Annotated in this window: 20 protein-coding genes; 9 read left to right on the forward strand and 11 right to left on the reverse strand. The window is 72.4% G+C overall.

Annotation, left to right across the window (positions count from 1 at the left end; genetic code table 11):
• Position 1: 1 nt before the first annotated feature.
• The 11 genes from ACW14Y_RS42325 to ACW14Y_RS42375 form a co-directional block, all read right to left on the reverse strand.
• Positions 2-517: a hypothetical protein gene (locus ACW14Y_RS42325; RefSeq protein ID WP_456988969.1), complete on the reverse strand. Its 516-nt coding sequence runs from the start codon at positions 515-517 to the stop codon at positions 2-4.
• A gap of 167 nt (positions 518-684) precedes the next feature.
• Positions 685-834 carry a hypothetical protein gene (locus ACW14Y_RS42330; protein WP_456988971.1) on the reverse strand — a complete coding sequence of 50 codons (150 nt, stop codon included), beginning with the start codon at positions 832-834 and terminating at the stop codon, positions 685-687.
• Positions 835-1034: 200 nt separating this feature from the next.
• Entirely contained in the window at positions 1035-3137 is a 2103-nt protein-coding gene (locus tag ACW14Y_RS42335; protein WP_456988973.1) for a hypothetical protein, read from the reverse strand.
• Between the two features lie 104 nt (positions 3138-3241).
• Positions 3242-3913 carry a hypothetical protein gene (locus ACW14Y_RS42340; protein WP_456988975.1) on the reverse strand — a complete coding sequence of 224 codons (672 nt, stop codon included), beginning with the start codon at positions 3911-3913 and terminating at the stop codon, positions 3242-3244.
• A gap of 123 nt (positions 3914-4036) precedes the next feature.
• Positions 4037-4162 carry a hypothetical protein gene (locus ACW14Y_RS42345; RefSeq protein WP_456988977.1) on the reverse strand — a complete coding sequence of 42 codons (126 nt, stop codon included), beginning with the start codon at positions 4160-4162 and terminating at the stop codon, positions 4037-4039.
• Between the two features lie 104 nt (positions 4163-4266).
• Positions 4267-4494, reverse strand: coding sequence for a hypothetical protein (locus tag ACW14Y_RS42350; RefSeq protein WP_456988979.1), 228 nt, complete (start codon positions 4492-4494; stop codon positions 4267-4269).
• 136 nt (positions 4495-4630) lie between these two features.
• On the reverse strand, positions 4631-4891 hold the full coding sequence (locus tag ACW14Y_RS42355) for a hypothetical protein (protein ID WP_456988981.1): 261 nt from the start codon (positions 4889-4891) through the stop codon (positions 4631-4633).
• Between the two features lie 67 nt (positions 4892-4958).
• On the reverse strand, positions 4959-5126 hold the full coding sequence (locus tag ACW14Y_RS42360) for a hypothetical protein (RefSeq protein ID WP_456988983.1): 168 nt from the start codon (positions 5124-5126) through the stop codon (positions 4959-4961).
• Between the two features lie 103 nt (positions 5127-5229).
• Entirely contained in the window at positions 5230-5373 is a 144-nt protein-coding gene (locus ACW14Y_RS42365; RefSeq protein ID WP_456988985.1) for a hypothetical protein, read from the reverse strand.
• Between the two features lie 5 nt (positions 5374-5378).
• The gene (locus tag ACW14Y_RS42370) at positions 5379-5789 is read right to left on the reverse strand and encodes a hypothetical protein (RefSeq protein WP_456988987.1); all 411 of its coding nucleotides are present in this window, start codon (positions 5787-5789) and stop codon (positions 5379-5381) included.
• A gap of 172 nt (positions 5790-5961) precedes the next feature.
• Positions 5962-6492 carry a hypothetical protein gene (locus ACW14Y_RS42375; RefSeq protein ID WP_456988989.1) on the reverse strand — a complete coding sequence of 177 codons (531 nt, stop codon included), beginning with the start codon at positions 6490-6492 and terminating at the stop codon, positions 5962-5964.
• Between the two features lie 410 nt (positions 6493-6902).
• On the opposite strand from ACW14Y_RS42375, the gene ACW14Y_RS42380 reads away from it, so the two are divergent.
• From ACW14Y_RS42380 to ACW14Y_RS42420, 9 genes are all read left to right on the forward strand, one after another.
• Positions 6903-7712 (forward strand): GntR family transcriptional regulator, encoded by an 810-nt coding sequence (locus ACW14Y_RS42380; protein WP_456988991.1) that lies wholly within the window; start codon positions 6903-6905, stop codon positions 7710-7712.
• Positions 7709-8464, forward strand: a complete 756-nt coding sequence (locus ACW14Y_RS42385) for a glycosyltransferase (RefSeq protein ID WP_456988993.1) — start codon at positions 7709-7711, stop codon at positions 8462-8464. The genes ACW14Y_RS42380 and ACW14Y_RS42385 overlap by 4 nt, the downstream gene beginning before the upstream one ends.
• 627 nt (positions 8465-9091) lie before the next feature.
• On the forward strand, positions 9092-10240 hold the full coding sequence (locus ACW14Y_RS42390) for a hypothetical protein (protein ID WP_456988995.1): 1149 nt from the start codon (positions 9092-9094) through the stop codon (positions 10238-10240).
• Between the two features lie 87 nt (positions 10241-10327).
• The gene (gene dnaB / locus ACW14Y_RS42395) at positions 10328-11836 is read left to right on the forward strand and encodes a replicative DNA helicase (protein ID WP_456988997.1); all 1509 of its coding nucleotides are present in this window, start codon (positions 10328-10330) and stop codon (positions 11834-11836) included.
• 452 nt (positions 11837-12288) lie between these two features.
• Positions 12289-12630: a hypothetical protein gene (locus tag ACW14Y_RS42400; RefSeq protein WP_456988999.1), complete on the forward strand. Its 342-nt coding sequence runs from the start codon at positions 12289-12291 to the stop codon at positions 12628-12630.
• A gap of 507 nt (positions 12631-13137) precedes the next feature.
• Complete coding sequence (tap, locus tag ACW14Y_RS42405) at positions 13138-15828, forward strand: telomere-associated protein Tap (RefSeq protein ID WP_456989001.1); 2691 nt, start codon at positions 13138-13140, stop codon at positions 15826-15828.
• A gap of 107 nt (positions 15829-15935) precedes the next feature.
• Positions 15936-16511, forward strand: a complete 576-nt coding sequence (tpg, locus tag ACW14Y_RS42410; RefSeq protein WP_380311802.1) for a telomere-protecting terminal protein Tpg — start codon at positions 15936-15938, stop codon at positions 16509-16511.
• A 95-nt stretch (positions 16512-16606) separates the two neighbouring features.
• A complete protein-coding gene (locus ACW14Y_RS42415) occupies positions 16607-17020 on the forward strand; it encodes a hypothetical protein (protein ID WP_456989003.1) in 414 nt (137 codons plus the stop codon).
• 115 nt (positions 17021-17135) lie between these two features.
• Complete coding sequence (locus ACW14Y_RS42420; protein ID WP_456989005.1) at positions 17136-17411, forward strand: DUF6213 family protein; 276 nt, start codon at positions 17136-17138, stop codon at positions 17409-17411.
• Positions 17412-17470: the final 59 nt, after the last annotated feature.

Below are 17470 nucleotides of genomic sequence, written 5' to 3' on the forward strand. Positions count from 1 at the left end.
TTCACGCCTCCTTCAGGAAATCCAGGAAAGTCGCCGCGGGCTTTTCCTGGGAATTCCCTTCACCGCTGCCGTTCTGGTTCTCGGAGAATCCGGCGGCGATTCCGTGCAGGCTCGCCGCCGTGTTCACCTCCTGCATTCCCTGCCCGTTCTTGACTTCGGCCTTGTGTGCCTTCTGGAGCGCCTTGGCGGTCGCGCGCTTCTCGCGCTTGACGGGAAGTTCTACGTAAAGCCGGTTGAAGCTGGTGTCGATCTTTCCGGCCTCGTTCACGGCCGCCCGCAGGTGCTTCTCCAGGGCGGCCATCGGCCGAGTCGCGCGAAATGCGCGGACCTTCGCCTCCAGCGGCTTGTCGCCGTCGATGTGGATGCCCTCCAGGGCCGAGCGGTACTCGCTCAGCAGGCCCTGGACCTCGTTGGCCATCTGCCGCAGCCGCTCGCGCTGCTGGGCGGCGTACAGGCCGGTGCCCTGCGGCTTGAGCAGGTGCTCCGACGTCCACCCGGTCTTGTTGATCTGGGACATGCGGGTCCTCCAGTGGGGAAGTGGGTCGACCCGGGCTCCGGCCGGATGCACGGGTCGCTGCGGTGGTGCTCGGCGCCGTGCCGGGCGCCTTCGCCAGCCGCCGGAAGCCCTGTCGAGGGCCCGGCGACCAGCCGAGATGCCCGGATCTCGGTGAGTGGGACGGTCGGTCAGAGGCGGCGCGGCCGGGGGTGGCACCACCGACAGTCGGGGCCGTGGTCGCTCCCGCGGGCGTGGACCAGGAACAGCGGGGTGACCACGGTCAGGACGACGACCAGGGCGACCAGCGCGAGGCCGGCCAGGTAGAGCAGGGCGTTCATCAGGTGAGCTCCTTCAACCGGGGTTGCGCTCGGTACGGTGGTGCTCGGCGCTTCGGCGCCTTCGGCGGTCACCAGGGCATTAGGCGTGCTCTGGTGGCCACCGGAGAGACCGACAGCCGATCTGGTTGCTCTCTGTGACTTCTGCGGCGGGACCGAGCCGCCGCCGGGCGCCCTGTCGGGGCGTGGCGGGCGGGCCGGTCTCAGCTGGTCTTGCGGAAGCGGCCCCGTGCGGCCTCAAGACGCCGGGCGGCCGTCGCCCGGGACTTGCCGGTGACCTCCTCCGCGTCGTCCAGTGAGACCTGGTCCGCGCCGCCCCGGCGGTGCATGAGACTGAGCAGCCCGGTGATTTCGCCCTCGATCTCGGCGTCCTGGGCGGAAGAGCGCCTCCTGGTCTCACCGCCGCGCTTGGCGAGCGCGCTGCCCGGTCCGGTCTCACGCTCGCTCTCGCGCTCCGACCTGCCGGTCTCACGCTCGCCGGTGCCGGTCTCAACCAGTCGCATCGGCCGTGCGGTCTCACGCGCGCCGGTCTCACCGTGTCCGGTCCCGATCTCACGGCGGTCTCGCGTACCGCCGGTGTCGGGGTCGGTCTCGGGCGAGAGTGCCGCGAGGTCGTCGGTGAGATCGACGTAGATGCCGTCAGTGGTCTCACCGTCGTCCGGGTCGCTCTCGGTCTCACCGGGCCCGGTGCCGCTGTCGCCGTGGCCGTTCTCACCGTCGGCGGTGATGTGGTGCAGGCGCCACATCACCCACGGCGCGATGGCCGCGACCGTCACGATGAGCCACCACAGCGGCTTGCCCTTGTCGGGTCCCTCGGTGTGGACGCCGAGCAGTCCGGCGGCCGCGAGGTGGTAGCCGGCGTTGGAGAGGACCATCAGGACGATCGCGCCGAGCACGTCCCGGTGCCGCCGGAAGGACTGGACGACGTAGACGTCGATCGCCAGCGGCAGCGCCCAGGCGACCTGCCAGGGCCAGCCGGACAGGCGGGCCAGCGCGAACTCACCCGACGCGGTCAGGACGATCGTCGCGGCGAGCGCGACCCGCGGCCCCCAGGTGTCGACGAACTTCTTGCGGACCCTCGTCCTGGCGACCAGGGCCTCGGCCTGCTCGGCCTCCTCCCGGATCGCCGCGAGGCGGGCCTGCGCGTCCATCTGCTGACGGGCGCCGGCGCCGAGCACCTCGCGCACCCGGTCCTCGGCGTCGCCGACCAGGCGCCCGGCCTGCTCCCCGGCCTCGGCCCGGAGCTGGGCCGCGTCGGCCTCGGCCTTGCGGACCACCCCGGACGCCATGGCCTCGGCCCGCGCCGTCACCTCGGCCACCGCCTCCTCGGCCTGGCCCTCGGCGGCGGCCAGCACCTCGGCCGCCTCCCGCTCCAACTGTTCGGCCTGCGTCCCGGCGCTCGTCAGCAGCTCGCCGGCCTGCTCCCTCGCCCGGTCCAGCATCTGCGCCGCCTCCTCCTCGGCGGCCTCGACCGCCGCCCGGGCCTGGACCCGCAGCCGCTGCGCGTCCGTCTCGGACTCCTCGCGCGCCTTGGCAGCCGATGTCCGGCGGGCCTCGGCGTCCTGCTCGGCAACGGCCACCAGGTCGGCCGCCTGCCGCTTGGCCTCGGCGACCAGGTGCTCGGCGTGCGCGGCGACCTGTTCGGCCTCCGCCCTGGCCTGCTCCGTGACCTGCTCGGCGTCGGCGATGGTCTGCTGCGCCCGCTCGCGGGCCGCACCGACGATCCGCTCGCCCTCGGCCTCCGCCTCGGACTGCAGCTTCTCGGCGGCCCGGCGTCGGCGGGCCACCGTCTGCTCGGCCGCGGCGAGGTCGCCGTCGGCGATGGTGCGCAGCCGGGCCACCGTGTCCTCGGCCGCCGCGATCTGCTGCTCGGTCAGCGCCGCCAGGCGGGCGACGTGCTGCTCGGCGGCGGTGCGCCGGCGGATCGCGTCGGCCAGCTCGTCGCGGGCGGCGGTCAGCCGGCTGTCCAGGTCGGCGGCCGACGTCTTCGCCTGCTGCTCGGCCTGGGCCAGGACGGTGCCGGCCTCGGCCCGGATCTGCTCGGCGTGCTCCTCGGCGTCGGCCACCGCCTGGCGGGCCTGGGCGAGCAGCTGGTCGGCATCGGCGCGGGCTGCGGTGCGCAGCTGGTCGGCGTCGGTGCGGGCGCTCTCCAGCAGGGCGTCGATCGTGGCCTGGTCGAGGGCCGGGTCGGCGTCGGTGCGGGGGGCGGGAACGGTGTCGGTCGCCGGGGCGGCGGTGGTCTTCGTCGGGGCGGCGGGCTTGGCGGGGGTGGTCCGGCGGGCGGGGGTGCGGGTGCGGGCAGCCACAGCGGGCTCCTCCTCTTCTATAGGCGCAGCGTCGTGCGCCGCCGCCCCGCGCCCGGTGGTCCGGGGCGGGGCGGCGGTGAAACGACAGCCGACCGGCGTGGTGGTCAGGCCTGGTGGTCGCCGGTCAGGTCCGCGACCTGGCGCAGGTGGTCGCGCTGGCGCTCGACCGCGTTGAAGACCTGCTGGTTGAGCGGGGTACGGCCCCAGCCGTCGTAGTCGCCGTGGGCGCCGAACTCCCAGTCGCTGTCGAGGCCGGCCAGTTCGGAGGCCTCGCGCCGGGACAGGTTGCTGTGGTTGTGGGCGGCGTGGACGTCGACGACGGTCCGGGCCTTGCGGTCCCAGGCCGCGGACGCCGTCAGGGCCGCCTCCTGGGCGGCGACCAGCCGGGAGACGGTCGACCGCCAGTGGGTGTCGGCGGTGGAGTGCAGGGAGGCGAAGATCAGGTCCATCTCCTGCTCGGCCCGGGTGTGGGCGGTCCACAGCTCGGGGGCGCCGGTGCTCACGATCTTCAGCTCGCGGACGTACCGGGCGTCGAGCCACAGCCTGCGGGCGTCCTCGTACTCGGCGGCCAGGGCCTCGCGGGCGACGCGGGCGAGGGACTCGTCGCGCCACGCCTCGGCCGGCATGGCCGGTTCCTTCTCGACGCCCGTGAACGGCTTGAAGGTGAAGACGAGGTCGTTGCCCCCGGCCCTCTCGGTGCCCCGGTAGTTCTGGTGGTGACGGCCCTCGAGCTGCTGGGCGATCTTGGTGTAGTCGTCGAAGCCGATCACGAACATGGTGTCCTCCGTCGAGATGCTGGGACCGGTGGGGTGGGTGCGTCGGGCACCGTCGAACGCCGCCGCGCAGCCCCTGCTGTGCGGGGGGCCGGGCGCGGCGGCGAACGGCGGCAACCGGGGCGGTCAGGGCAGGTAGCCGATTTCGGTGGGGTCGACGCCGTCGCGGACGGCGGCGCCGTTGTCCGCGGCGGCGGCGTCGCGGTCGAGGGCGGTGACCAGGGTGGTGCGGGCTTCGCGGGTCCAGCGCACGCGGGTTCCTTCCGGTGGGGTGGCGCCGACCGGAGGGGCCGGCAGTCGGGCTCCGTTTTCGGGCGCCGGCCTTCTCGGCCCGCGCGCCCGGGTGCGGGGCTGGGTCAGATCAGGTCGAGGGGCAGGCTGGTGACCCCGTCCGCAGTCGTGGCGGCGACGCTCTCGACGTACGTGGCGCCGTCGCCGTGGAAGTGCACGCCCCTGCCGGTGCGCAGGTCGTTGCACTGCGGGCCGGGCCCGATGTTGATCGGGCCGGACGAGGTACCGATCTGCACGAGCGGCCCGTTCGTGGTGGCCTCGGTGACGGTGTTGCGGGTCTCGTGCCGGGTCATGGTGTTCTGCCTCCTCGTGGTGACCGGGACGGTCCCGGTGTCCGTGGCACGGCGCCGGCGGGCACCGACGAACACCGCCGCACCCCGCACCCCGTACTGCTGGGGGCGGGGCGCGGCGGCGAACGACGGCAACCGCTCAGGCCGACGGGGCCAGGAGGGCCAGGCGCCGGAGGCCGGCGACGGTCTCCGGGTGGGCGGCCTCGTGCAGGACGTGCCGCTGCTCCAGGAGCGCGCCGCTGGTGGACGGCTGCTCCAGGAGCGGGTCGGCCCAGCGCGCGACGTCGCGGGCGTCGAGCGCGTCCATGTAGGCGACGTACTCGGCGTGGTCGGCCTCCTCGTACGCGGCGTTCATCGCGGCCAGCTCGGCCTGCCGGGCGTCGTACTCCTCGGACGTCATCACGTGGTCCTTTCTGGTCGGCGCCGCCGGACCGGCCGGCGGCGCGATGGTGCGGGTGGGGGCGGGGCTACTTCGAGGCCGACGGCTCGGGCTCCGCCGGCTGCTCCGTGTGGGAGGGCCGGGCCGGGGCGGCCTGGTCCGGCCGGCGGTGCACCGTGCGGGCGGTGGCCTGTGCCGAGATCCGCAGCATCAGGTCGAGGTCGTAGGTGGAGCTGGGGACTCGCTGGCTGCTCACCGGCTGCCGCCCTTCTTCGAGGTGATCGGCGGGGTCGGGGTCGGCTTGCTGCCCTTGCCATTGCCGCCGCCGTAGGAGCGGCACAGCGCGGGGTCGGTGGTCGTCACTTGGTGCCTCCCTGGCCGGCGGCCTGCTGCTGGCGGAGCTGGTCGGCCTGCTGGCGGGCGCGCTCGGCGGCCTCGGCGGCCTGCCGGGCGGCCTCCATGCGGCGGGCGACTTCGGCGTCGCCCAGGTGCTGGCTGCTCATCGCGGTCAGCCGGCCAGGGGGAGGGAGCGGAGGGCGGCGACGGCGGCGGAGACGGTGACCGGGAGCGGTCGCACGACGCCGGCGGGGGCGGGCTCGGTGTCGGCGAGGTCGTCCAGGTCGATGACGACCTCGCGGACCGCCTCGCTGGCGGCCAACGCTCGGGCGCGGACCCGGCCGACCTTGTCGCGCAGCAGGACGAGCAGGCCGTCCAGGCCGCGGGCGCCCTCGGGGTAGCGGCCGGCGGCGACGTCGTCCCACACGGCGTCGGCCAGGTCCTCGTCCAGGTCGGCCGTGCCCGGGCCGAGGTCGGCGAGCTCCTCGGCGGCCGCCGCGAGCAGCTGGCCGGCGTACCGGGTGTAGAGGTCGTCGAGATCGGTGACGCTCGAGTGGGCGGCGGGTGCCATCATGGTCTCCACGGTCGTGTTCCTCTCGGTCTTCTACGGGTTGGGGTGGTGCGACCGACCACGGCCTCGGGGCTGCAATCCCCGGGGCCGTCCTGCTGCTCAGTGCCGCGTCGAGCAGCCACAGTGGCCCCCGACCCATGTGCGCGGGTCGGGGGCCGCTGTGGCTGCTCGTGCTGGTGGTGGATCAGGCGGCGGGGTGCAGCGTCTTCTTCGGAGCCTCGATGCCGCGAAGCGGGCCGACGGCACCGACGAGCGGCTCCGCCCGCTGGCTGTCCGCGTCCCTGACGGCCTCGATCACGCCGCTCCATTCCTTGGTGCGCTCGGCCGCGGTGCGCTCGACGACCGGCCGGGGGGCGGCCATCAGGTGCACCGGGCCGGGCTCGGCCGGCAGCGGCTTGTAGTGCTGGGTGGCCGCGCGACGCGTCTCGGCCGACAGGGCCTCGAGCTGCTGGCGCCGGCGGCGGGCCAGCCACCGCTCCGGGGTGATGTCGGCCGTCACCTGCTGGTTGCCGCCGGGGCAGCGCTCCCCGGAGTCGCGGCCGTGCTGGACCACCCTCAGGTCGGTCCTACCGACGACGCGGTGCCAGCAGTGGCAGTCCCGGCAGACGATGGAGAGCTGGATGCCGGGCAGCATGTCGATGTCGCTCGGGTTGAGCTTGCTGAGCTGGAGGGGCTCGCGGCCGTAGGTGCGGCGGGAGCGGGTACGGGTCGACATCGGGTCCTCCCGGGAGGGTCGAGGGGGAGAGGGCGAGAGGCTGCTGCTCTCTCCGCCCGCCAGGCCCGACCCGAGGGCCGGTGTCCTGGCGGACAGGCAGCGCAGCACGCTGCTCAAAAGTGGTTCTGGTGTTGCCCGATATGAGGTACGACCGTCCGGCGCTGGGGGAGCTAGAGCATCGACCCCTGGACCCGCCACCGCCCGAAGACGGCTGACACCCGCTGTTTCGCCACACCCCCAGGCTCGTAGTCCTAGGACTGCGGTGTGTGATGAAACAATGACACCCGAATCCCAGGACTGTCAACAGTCCTAGGACAGTGAGTCCTGGGACTGCTGCGAGTCCTGGGACTGTCGCCCTTGTCGCAGTCCTGGGACTGTGATTCACTGGCGTCACGAAAGGAGGTGGTCCCATGTCACCGAAGACACCGAAATGGCGCGAAATTGCAGACGACATCGCTGCCAAGATCGCGTCGGGCGTGTATCAGCCTGGAGACCCTCTGCCACACATCCGGACCCTGGTAGCCGAGGGGTACGGGTCAAAAACGACGATCAATACCGCGTACTCCGCGCTGGAGACGGAGGGGCTGGTCACTACCTCGCGCGGACACGGCACGACCGTGCGATGCCGCCCGCCCCAGAACATCCGGCGCCACCAGGAGCGCTACAACTGGGAGAAGAAACTCGCGCAGTCGCCCATCAGTGAGCGCAGCAACAACGGCGTCATCGAGCGTGACACTGGACTCGATCACGACCAGGTCGAGTGTCACGCCGTATTCAATGCCGAGCCCGCGACCGCCGAGATGGCGGCACGCTTCGGCATCGAGGTGGGCACCCTGATGCTGCACCGAAGCTACTGGCACAGCACTCCGGGCGACTCCGTGGCGCTATCGTTGATCGACTCTTACATGGTCCACGCGGTCGCCGCGCAGAATCCTGAGCTCCTGGACAGCGCGCGCGAGCCGTGGCCGGGCGGCACCCACCACCAGCTCAGCACTGTGGGCATTGAAATCGACCGCATCCACGACGCGGTCCGCGCGCGAACCGCCACGGCGACCGAAGCCAAAAAGCTGGGAATCCCGTCCGGCACAGCGGTCCTGCTCCTTGACAAGACCAGCACCTCCACCGACGGCAACGTCGTGGAATACTCCCACGTCGTTTTGCCGGCGGAGCGCACCGAACTCCAGTACACCGTCCCTCTGGAAAGGTGGGCCACCGCGTGAGTGGGCTCCTCTCGATCGTCACCCCCGTGCACGACGCCGCCATCCCGTTCCTCTCGACCGCCTACGAGTCACTGGCCTCACAAAGGCTTCCGGACGGCTGGGATTGGGAGTGGCTGATCCAGGTTGATGGCGGAGACGGCTCCGAGGTCCCTGCTGGCATCGTCAGCGACCTCCGGGTAAAGGCCGGCGGTAACAGGAAGGGCGGCCCTGGAGTCAGCCGAACCATGGCCTGGGGCCGCAGTAGCGGCAGCCTCGTGAAGGTCCTCGACGCCGACGACATCCTTCCCGCAGGAGCACTCGCCCGTGATATCCAAACCCTCGAGCAACAGGCCGACGTCGGCTGGACAGTCTCCCGCGTGCTCGACCTCATGCCGGACGGCACCCTAGTTCACTACACTCTCGGCGACCCTGAGCCCGGCCGGATGCCCCGCGGAGCGCTCTTCGACTACTGGTCCACCTCTCACCGCCCGCAGGTGCATCCCGCCACGCTGTGCGTTCGACAGGACCTTTTGGCAGTGGCTGGTGGGTGGATGGCACTACCGGCCTCCGAGGACACGGCACTCCTGATGGCGCTGGATGTTCTCGCGGACGGTTGGTTCATTGAGGAGACCGGCCTGCACTACCGCAAGCACCCGGGGCAAACCACCGCCCACGTCGACCACACCGGCGGACCTGAGTGGGCAGCACGAATGGGCGCCATCCGCAAGCACGCTGAGGCGCTGAGGCGCCGAAGCACACCAGCCACTGCCTGATAGCCAGACAGCTCACGGAAGTGGTCAAGCGCGGCTGAGAACGTCCTCCGCTGCCGGACACGCCCAGCAGCGCTTGACAGGGGGGAACCTCAGCTCTGCAGGACTAGGCTCTGCCCGGTGCCCGCGCTGCGGGTACCACCAAGGTCCAGAAACAGCAAAAGCAGCCCAAGATTGGCGTCTTCGGGGCTGCTCAGCTGTCTACTCAGTCGTCGCCGACGGTACCAGGTGTACCCGGGTTCGGGCGAGAGACACCCGTCTCTCGCCCGCTCGGGCTATCCCTGTAGTCCAATCGGTGGCGGCGCCCCTCAGAGAGGTAGCGCCCCCGTTGCTCCACCCCGTCATCCTTCGGCGGAACCGTGTCTCCCCCGCCCGCCCCTCCCAGTCGCTCGGCCGCTCTGCCGTCCACTGGATGCCGCCCACAGTCGGCGGACTCTGTCCACAGGCTCGCCCTGTCATGACTGGCTGCATGTCCACCCAGTCCCCCCGGTCGAGTGATGCAGACCACTCGGTCCTGCGTCACACCGAGTCCGATCCTTCGGCCTCTATGCGCGTGACCCGAAATCTCTCTCGCCCCTGCCCGGCCGCCCAGGCCGGGCTGACCACCAACACCGGATCGGAGGTGTCCAAGTGAGTTCTCAGACCGCCCAGAGCCAGCTCGAGAGCAACTCCATCAGCCAGCGCGGCCCGGTCCCCTCCGTATCGGTATTCGCTCACATGCGCATCGGCCCGACGCGAGTCGTGTACCCGCTGGACCTGCTGATCCTGGTGGAGCTCGGCTTCATGTTCGGGGAGCAGGCCCGCCAGCCGCAGGACGCGGCCCCCCTGATCGTCACCCCTCCCACACTGGTCGAGCGCCTCCAGGGCCAGGGCGTCGTCAGCGCCAACGGCTCCGGTTTGGTCTCCCGGAACTCGGTGTACGAGTCGTTCAAGCGCCTCATCGAGAAGGGGTACATCCGCCGGATCAACCTCCGGTCTGAGGACGGCCGGCGGTCCGCAGGCGTGGCCTACGAGTACTACGAGTGGCCCGCGTACAACCCGGACTACCGGCCCGATGCCGATCCGGCTGATGACGCATCTTCGCAGGTCAGGTCTGCTTCCGGCATCGCCGGAAGCAGCAACGCCGAAAGCAGAGAGCAAACCGGTACAAAAAAGCAATCTCCGCAGGTCAGGTCTGCTTCCGGCGATGCCGGAAGCAGCAACGCCGAAAGCAGAGGCCGCCGACGGACATTTCCGCAGGTCAGATCTGCTTCCGGCAATGGCGAATTGGTTCCACACCTCCAGGAGGAGGTAACTACCTCCTCCCCCATCCCCCTCATGGACACCTCCGGTGGAGTGCCGGCTGCGCCGGGGGAGGAGGAGGGGAGGGTCTTCGACCCGAAGGAAACTGCGGCCGCCGTTCGGTTGCTTCAGCTGCTTCCGCAGCCGTGGTCGGTTGGACGGGCGAAGGCGAAGGCCCTCGCCTGGGCCCTGCTGGACGCGATGGCTGACCAGGGCTGGCCGAGGATCACCGAACTGGACGACCGGTCCCGACGGCTGCTCGTGGGCCAGCTGGTCAAGAACCCCGAGAAGGTCAACAACTACCCCTCGGTGCTGGAGAAGTACCGCATTGCCGACCTGCCGCTGTTCGAGGCCGTGGCCGGTGTGAGCAGCATCCCGTCTCAGAACGGGCAGTCCCGGCCGCCGCAGCCGCCGCAGGAGGATCCGAGCTTCAAGCCGGTCCCGGCTCCGGCCGAGGTGGCCAACCTGCTGGCCGGGCTGCGCAAGCCGAACATCTGACCCTGCCCGACCCGCAACAGCACGACACGGCCACCGGAAGAACCTCGCCAGGCCCCGGCGGCCGTGTCCGGACCCCAGGAGTGAACCGTGGAATCCACCGCGAGCGTACCCACCCAGCACACCCCGGACGAGATCGACTGGGCCGACACCGAGCCGCCGACCGAGGAGACGTCGCCGAAGGCCCGGCGGCGCAGGGCGACGCCGGAGCAGGCCGACAGCGGCTTCGAGCGGGTGCCGCCCGGCGGCCGGGAGAAGGACCTGGCGGCCGAGCAGTCCGTCCTCGGCGGCATGCTGCTGGCGGCGTCGGCGATCATCGACGTCTCCAACATGCTCAGCCCGGACGACTACTACCGCCCGGCGCACCAGACGATCCACCGCGCGATTCTCGACCTGCACAAGCGCAAGGAGCCGGCCGACCCGATCACCGTCGCCCGCGAGCTCGGCAAACTCGGTGAGCTGGAGCGCGTGGGTGGCGCCGGCTACCTGCACACCCTGGTCAACTCGGTGCCCACCGCGGCGAACGCCGAGTACTACGCCGAGGGCGTGCGCGAGCAGGCTGTGCTGCGCCGCTTGGTGGAGGCCGGCACCCGGATCGTCGGCATGGGCTACGCCGGTGAGGGCGAGATCGACGAGATCGCCGCCGCCGCCGCCGCCGAGATCGCGGCCGTGGTGGAGACGCGCGGCCGCGAGGACGACTTCGTGATGCCGCGCGACACCGTCGGCACCACCCTCGACAACATCGAGGCAGCCGGCACCCGCGAGGGCATCACCGGCGTGCCGACCGGCTTCGCCGACCTGAACGCGCTCACCCAGGGCTGGCAGCCCGGCCAGGTGATCATCGTGGCGGGACGGCCGGGCCACGGGAAGTCGACGGTGGCCATGGACTTCGCGCGGGCCTGCACCATGCCGCGCAACGCCGCGGACCAGCTGATCGAGGGCGCCGGGCGCCCGGCCGCGTTCATCACGCTGGAGATGTCGGTCGACGAGCTGAACATGCGGGCCCTGTCGGCGGAGGGCAAGGTCGGGCTGCACCATCTGCGGGCCGGAACCCTGGACGACGCCGCCTGGCAGCGCCTGGCCGTCGCGGCCCCGCGCTACAGCGAGGCCCCGCTCTACATCAACGAGTCCGCCCGGTCGCTGCCCGAGATCCAGGCCAAGTGCCGCCGGCTAAAGCACCGCGTTCCGGAGCTGGGGCTGATCATCGTCGACTACGTCCAGCTCATCACCGCCGGCACCAAGCGGCGCGGCGACGACAACCGCCAGCAGGAGGTCTCCGACATCAGCCGCAACGTCAAGCTGCTGGCCAAGGAGCTCGGCATCCCGATCATCATCCTGGCCCAGCTCAACCGCGGCCCCGAGATGCGTACCGACAAGACCCCGATGGTCGCCGACCTGCGCGAATCCGGCTCGCTGGAGCAGGACGCCGACATCGTCATCCTGCTCCACCGCCCCGACGCCTACGAGAAGGAACACCCCCGTGCGGGCGAGGTCGACCTGATCGTCGGCAAGCACCGCAACGGCCCGACCGCGACAATCACCCTGGCCGCGCAGCTCCACTACAGCCGCTTCGTCGACATGACCCCCGACATGACCTGAGCACCAGACGGCCCCGGGAAGGGGCCTGGCGGCCCCTCTGGCGGCCCAAACCCCCTTCCAGGCTCCGCTGGTCCGCCCAAGGTCGAGATCGGCCGCCAGAAGACGATCTAGGGCTTCCGGTGCGACGTGCGTTCGAGAACGGCCGGTCCGGGCAGCGTTGGCCTGCGGCCGTCCGGAAGGGGCACGGCGACCGCCGACGGCGCCGCCGACCTCGAAGCCGGCATCGCCGTGGCCGACGGCAGCGGCCTTCCCGACGGCCCGGTGCGGACCGGGCTGCGGTGGCCGAGCTCGTCGCTGCCTTCCTTGCCGACGGCGAACCGACGGCCTCGCGGACGTAGGCCACCCCCGAGTGCTGCCGCAGGTGGCCTGCGCGCGTCTTGCGCGCGCGTGCAATCCCTCGGAGTCCCGCCCGTGGGCTCGAGGCGTTCCTCTCGTGTTGAAAGGAAACTGCTATGACCAGCACCAACGCCACCGACATCAACTCGAAGATGGACTCGCTGCAGGTCGCTGCGAGCGCCCTGATCACCGACTACTCGGACATCGCTACCAGTGGCCGCCTCGCCGAGCACCCGGACCTGGTCGACCACCGCCTCGGCCTGGTGCTGGAGATGTTCGCCGCGGTCCAGGCCGCCGTGCAGGCCGAGCGCGCCGGCGGCGGGTGGCCCGTACTGCGGGGGCACCCGGGCGCCGAGCACGACCAGCTCGCCGCCGAGTACGCCCACCACTACTGCGACTGCCCGCACTGCTTCCACGGCGGCGGCCCGGGCGACGACGAGAGCGACATCTGGATGTGACCCGGCGCCGCAGGGCAACCGTCCCCGGGTGGCTGCGCGTGCCCGCGCGCAGCCACCCGTCAGGGGCCTGCGGCGGTCCGGAAGGACGAGTGCAGCGACGGTTCTGGAGTACGGGTTCTAGATATTGGGCGTCGTGGGTGACGCCACCCCTGGCGTCACCCACGACGCCACCCCCGGGCCTGCCGGAGCGGTTCGAGAGGGGGCCCGGGGCGCCGTGGTTCGGCGGAAGGCCGGCCGGGCTCGCGCGTCGCGCGCGTAGCCACCTGTAGGTGGCCTTCGGCGTCCGGGAGGGGCTCGCCGCGACTTCTCTAACTACTTCTCTTAAAGGTGTCCGGCTGGTGGGTAGACCCCCGTCCGCGTGGTGGGTAGACCCCCCGTCCGCCTGATGTACAGACCCCTGCTGTCAGCAGCGTGCCCTCGGCATGCCCCGAACCGGTGATGTTCGTTTGAAATGTGCGATCCGCAAGTTACTTTCACGCTAGAGTGTGTGGTGGAGGTGAGGTGTCGATGAGTGAGGACCTGTTCGCGTCGATCGACGCGCTGCTGGCGCGGCCGAAGCCGGTGGAGGACCTGCCCGTGCCGGCGGAGCGGGAGCGGCTGCGCAAGGCCGGTGACTACACCCAGGAGGAGCTGGCGGCGGCGCTGAAGACCCGGCGGGAGACGATCGTGCGGTGGGAGGCCGGGACGACGGAGCCCCGCCCGCCCAAGCGCGAGGTGTACATCGCGTTCCTGGCGACGCTGGCGCTGCAGCACGGCACGGTCGAACCGGCCGAGTGGCTGCGCCGCGCGCAGGCCGCCGGTCTCGTGCGGCCCCTCGACCCGGCCCCGGCTCCGGAGGCCGCCGCCGTTGTACCCGCGCCCGCAGTGGTCCCGCAGCCGGTCCCGGCTCCGGTTGTCCCCGCTGCTTCGCCCGCCGTGCCGCTGACCCCGCCCGAGCCCGCCCGGGCTGCTGCTGCGGCGCCGTCCGGCGCTGTGGTCGTTGCCGGGGCCGATTACGACCGCGGGCCGGGTGGCGACCCCGTTCTCCATCCGCCGGTGCCGTGCGAGCGGTGCGGGCGTGCGGTGGCGTACCGGGTCGGTGGGCGCCCGCTCCATCTCGGCGGCTGGTGCGCGCCGGCTCCGGCCGGGGCGCCGGCCGATGCCGCTCCGGTTCCGCAGGCCGCGGCTGCCGACCTGGTGGTGGAGCGGCACACCGAGGTGACGGCGGCGGGGCCTTCGCGGGCCGCTCTGGAGGCGCTCGCCCACCACCCGAACATCGCCGCCGCCACCGCCTCGCCGACAGCCCTCACGGCTGCCCCGAAGCCCGCTCCCGCCGCGGTGTCGCCGGAACCGGCTGCCTCGGACGCCCCGGTCGCCGCGTCCCGCCGGGCCCCGGCCGCAGCCGTCGCCGCGTCAGGTTCGGCGGCCGCGCCGAGCCGCTCCGTGGCGTCGCGTCCGGCCGCCGGCTTGTCGCGGGCGCGCAAGGCACCGGCGAAGAAAGCCGCCGCGGCGGAGGGCCCGGCCGATTGGGAGCAGGCCGCGGCCGCCCGGTTCCCGGCCGGCCCGCTCGCGGTGCTGGACGTCGCCCCGGACGGCAAGGCCCTGGTGGCCTACCTCGCCGACGGCACCCAGGCGCCGACCGCGCCGGTCGGCCGTACGCTCGCCGACATCGTGGACTGGGCGCTGGAGAGCCGGCTGGGCTCGCCGCGTCTGCACCGGCACGGCAAGGACGGCGACGCCCTGGTCGTTATTACCGACGCCGCGCTCGCCGAGCTGGGCCTGCCCGCCATGGGCCGGGACGAGAAGAAGGACTTCGTCCAGCGCCTGGGTCAGCTGCCGAAGACCCACAGGGCGGTCAAGGCGCTGGAGAAGGCCGGCTGGCAGCTCACCCAGCGCGGCCTGGGCCCGTGGGCGCGGATCTACCGAACCCCCGAGGACGGCCGCCGCCAGTGCGTGCAGCTGTGCATCCCGGCCTGGGGAGCGCTGCCCACCCGAGACTGGTCCGCCGTCCCGGACAGCCTCGACGCCCCCGGCCTGGCCCGCCTCCTCGGCACCTACGCCACCCGCGTCCTCACCCCCCGCGGCTCCACCGCCGTCTCCGGCCTCGAGCTCGTCACCGCGCTGCGCCCGCCGACCCGCGCGGTGCGCACCGACGCCGGCTGGACGTCGGGTCCGGTGGAGGGCTCCCGGCCGAAGGAGGCGTTCGATGCGGCGCCGCCGGAGGTCCCGGACGTGCACCCGCTCGCCCAGGACCGCGACGCGTTCGGCGAGCTGGTGACCGAAGCATGGGACTGGCACCGCGACCTCACCGACGAGGAGGCGGCGGCGCCGTTCGCGGTCGGCCTCGACGTGAACATGGCGTTCCTCGCGGCGGCGGGCAGGTTGACACTGCCGCTGTCCGGCCCGGTCCACGAGCTGAACCCGCTCTTCGACCCGAAGACCCCCGGATCGTGGCTGGTCGACCTGTCCGGCGTCGACACCGACCCGCTGCTCCCGAGCCCGTTCAGCGCGGACGGCGAGCGTCCGACCGGGCCGGCCTGGTACTCGACGGTGAAGGTCGCCTACGCCGTCGAGCTCGGCGCCCGCCCGCAGCCGCTGGAGGGCTGGCTGCGCCACGAGCACGGTCCGTACCTGGACCCGTGGCACAAGCGCCTGCGCCAGGCCTACCTGGACACGATGGCGGCCCTGGGCGTGCCGCTGAAGCTGGCCGACACCGACCCGGTCGCCTTCCTCGACGCGATGGCCGGCCTCAAGACCGGTGACCCGGCGGAGCTGGCGGTGCTCACCGCGATCAAGCAGAGCGCGAAGGGTGCCATCGGCAAGATGCGCGAGCGCCCGCGCGGGTACGGCTACAAGCCCGGCGAGCGCTGGGCCGCCCTGGACCGCCCGACCTGGGACCCGCTGATGCGGGCCCTGGTCATCGACACCGCCACCGTCAACCTCCATCGCAAGTTGCGCCGCATGGCCGCCCAGACCGGCCTGCACGCCTTCGCCATCCTGTCCGACTGTGCCGTCTTCGCCGCCCCAGGGCCGGGGGCCCTGGACATCCTCACCCGGCCGGACGGCACCCTCACCACCTCGCTCCGTCTCGGGGTGTCGCCCGGGCTGGTGAAGTTCGAGGGCAGCAGGCCGATGCCGGAGATCGCCGAGATGCTCGCCGACGACGTCAACCCGGCCCGGCACATCAAGACCGGCGGGGCCGTCTCCACCGACGAGTAGCTGGCCTCCCGGGTGGCCCGCCGGCACCCGACCGGCGGGCCGCCCGCTCCACCACCACACGAACACGAGCCGCCCCGGCCGGGGCGGCAGGAAGGACCTGATGCCCCGTGGGGGAGATCGATGAGGGCCTGGAGCGCGCCGAGCGCACCCGCCCCATCCCGGTGCACCTGAACACCAGGGTGAAGTTCCTGTGGGAGAAGGTCGCCAAGGAGGACACGGCCCAGCTCGCCCGGGCGGCCGGCGTCTCGGTGCGCACCGCGCAGCGCTGGGTGCATGCCCTGCGGGCCGCCGACGAGGGCGGGTTGAAGGGCGACATCCCGATGGCCAGGGCGAACGCGGTGAAGGTCGAGCAGGCGGTGCGCGCCGCCTGGCAGCCGCGGGTGAAGGCGCGGGTGCGCCGCGACGCCGAGAAGAACGGCTTCGTGCTCCACCTGCAGGCGGCCTTCGGTTTCAGCGCGGCGGCAGGCTCCACCGACGACCCCCGCCAGCGCCCGATCACCCAGAAGATGCCCGGTTCCGTCGCTCAGCAGCTGTATGCCGCCCGGGACGCCGGAGCCGGCCGGGCCGAGCAGGAGCAGATCCTGGCCGACGCCCTCGGTGAGTATTACTTCCGTCAGGGCGGCCGCGCCCGGCGCCTGGACGTCGAGCTGAACGACATCGCCTGGATGGACATCGAGCTGTAGACCGCCCGCCCGGGGCGACGGCCCCGGGCCGCCCCGGCAGCGGGCCACTGCGGCCCGGTACCCCGAACGACACTTCGGCACCCGAGGAGACCCTGTTGAGCACCCGCTACCTGCCGGTCGGCCCGACCGACCCGGAGGTCTTCGCCACCCCCGACTACACCGACGCGGACTGGCACTTCGCCGCCATGTCCGACCTGCGGCCCGGCCCGATCGCCGACGTCCTCGTCGCCCACAGCGAGGACCGCGACGAGCAGTGCGACGTCCAGCTGCTCCTGGACCCGCGGCTCGGGTGCAGCATGCGCGTGCGGGCCCGCCACTGCGTGGACACCTGGGTCCACGAGAGCGACGAGTACCCGCTCACGGAGGTCCGCGACGCCGACCTGGACGGTGTCCGAGGCCTGCGGATCAGCGTCTACGGCCGCCTGGGCCGCCTGGGCCTGGCCGCCGCGCTGCGCGAGGCCGCCGAGATGCTGGAGACCTCCGCAGGGATCCCCCGCAGCCCCCGCTGACCCCGCACAGCGGCCCCGTGTCGCCGAAAAACATGTCCCGGCCGCCCTCGAGCGGCCGGGACTTTCCATTTGCGCGACCCCGCGAAATTCACCGACGGAATTCGGAGAACAAGAAATGAGCGACCACCGCCACCACGCCGCCGCCGACGGCCTGCCGTCCCTGCCGCTGCCCGTCGTCCACGACCTGCTGAGCGGCGACCTGATGATCCCCGCCACCGCCGTCACCGCCCTGCTGCGCGCCGTCGCCGAGAGCTGGAGGGCCTGTCCCTGCGAGGACACCGGCTGCCGGCAGGCCGCGGAACCCTACGCCGCCTCCCTGACCGGCTGCGCCGACCAGCTGGACGTCGAGTGCATCGCGGCCGCCGGACCGGCCGCCGGCCCCACCGGCTGACCCGGCCGCCGCCGGACCCGCCCACCGAGGGCCCGCTTCCCCGCACCGGGGAGGCGGGC

It is taken from the genome of Kitasatospora sp. cg17-2 (genome assembly GCF_054031055.1).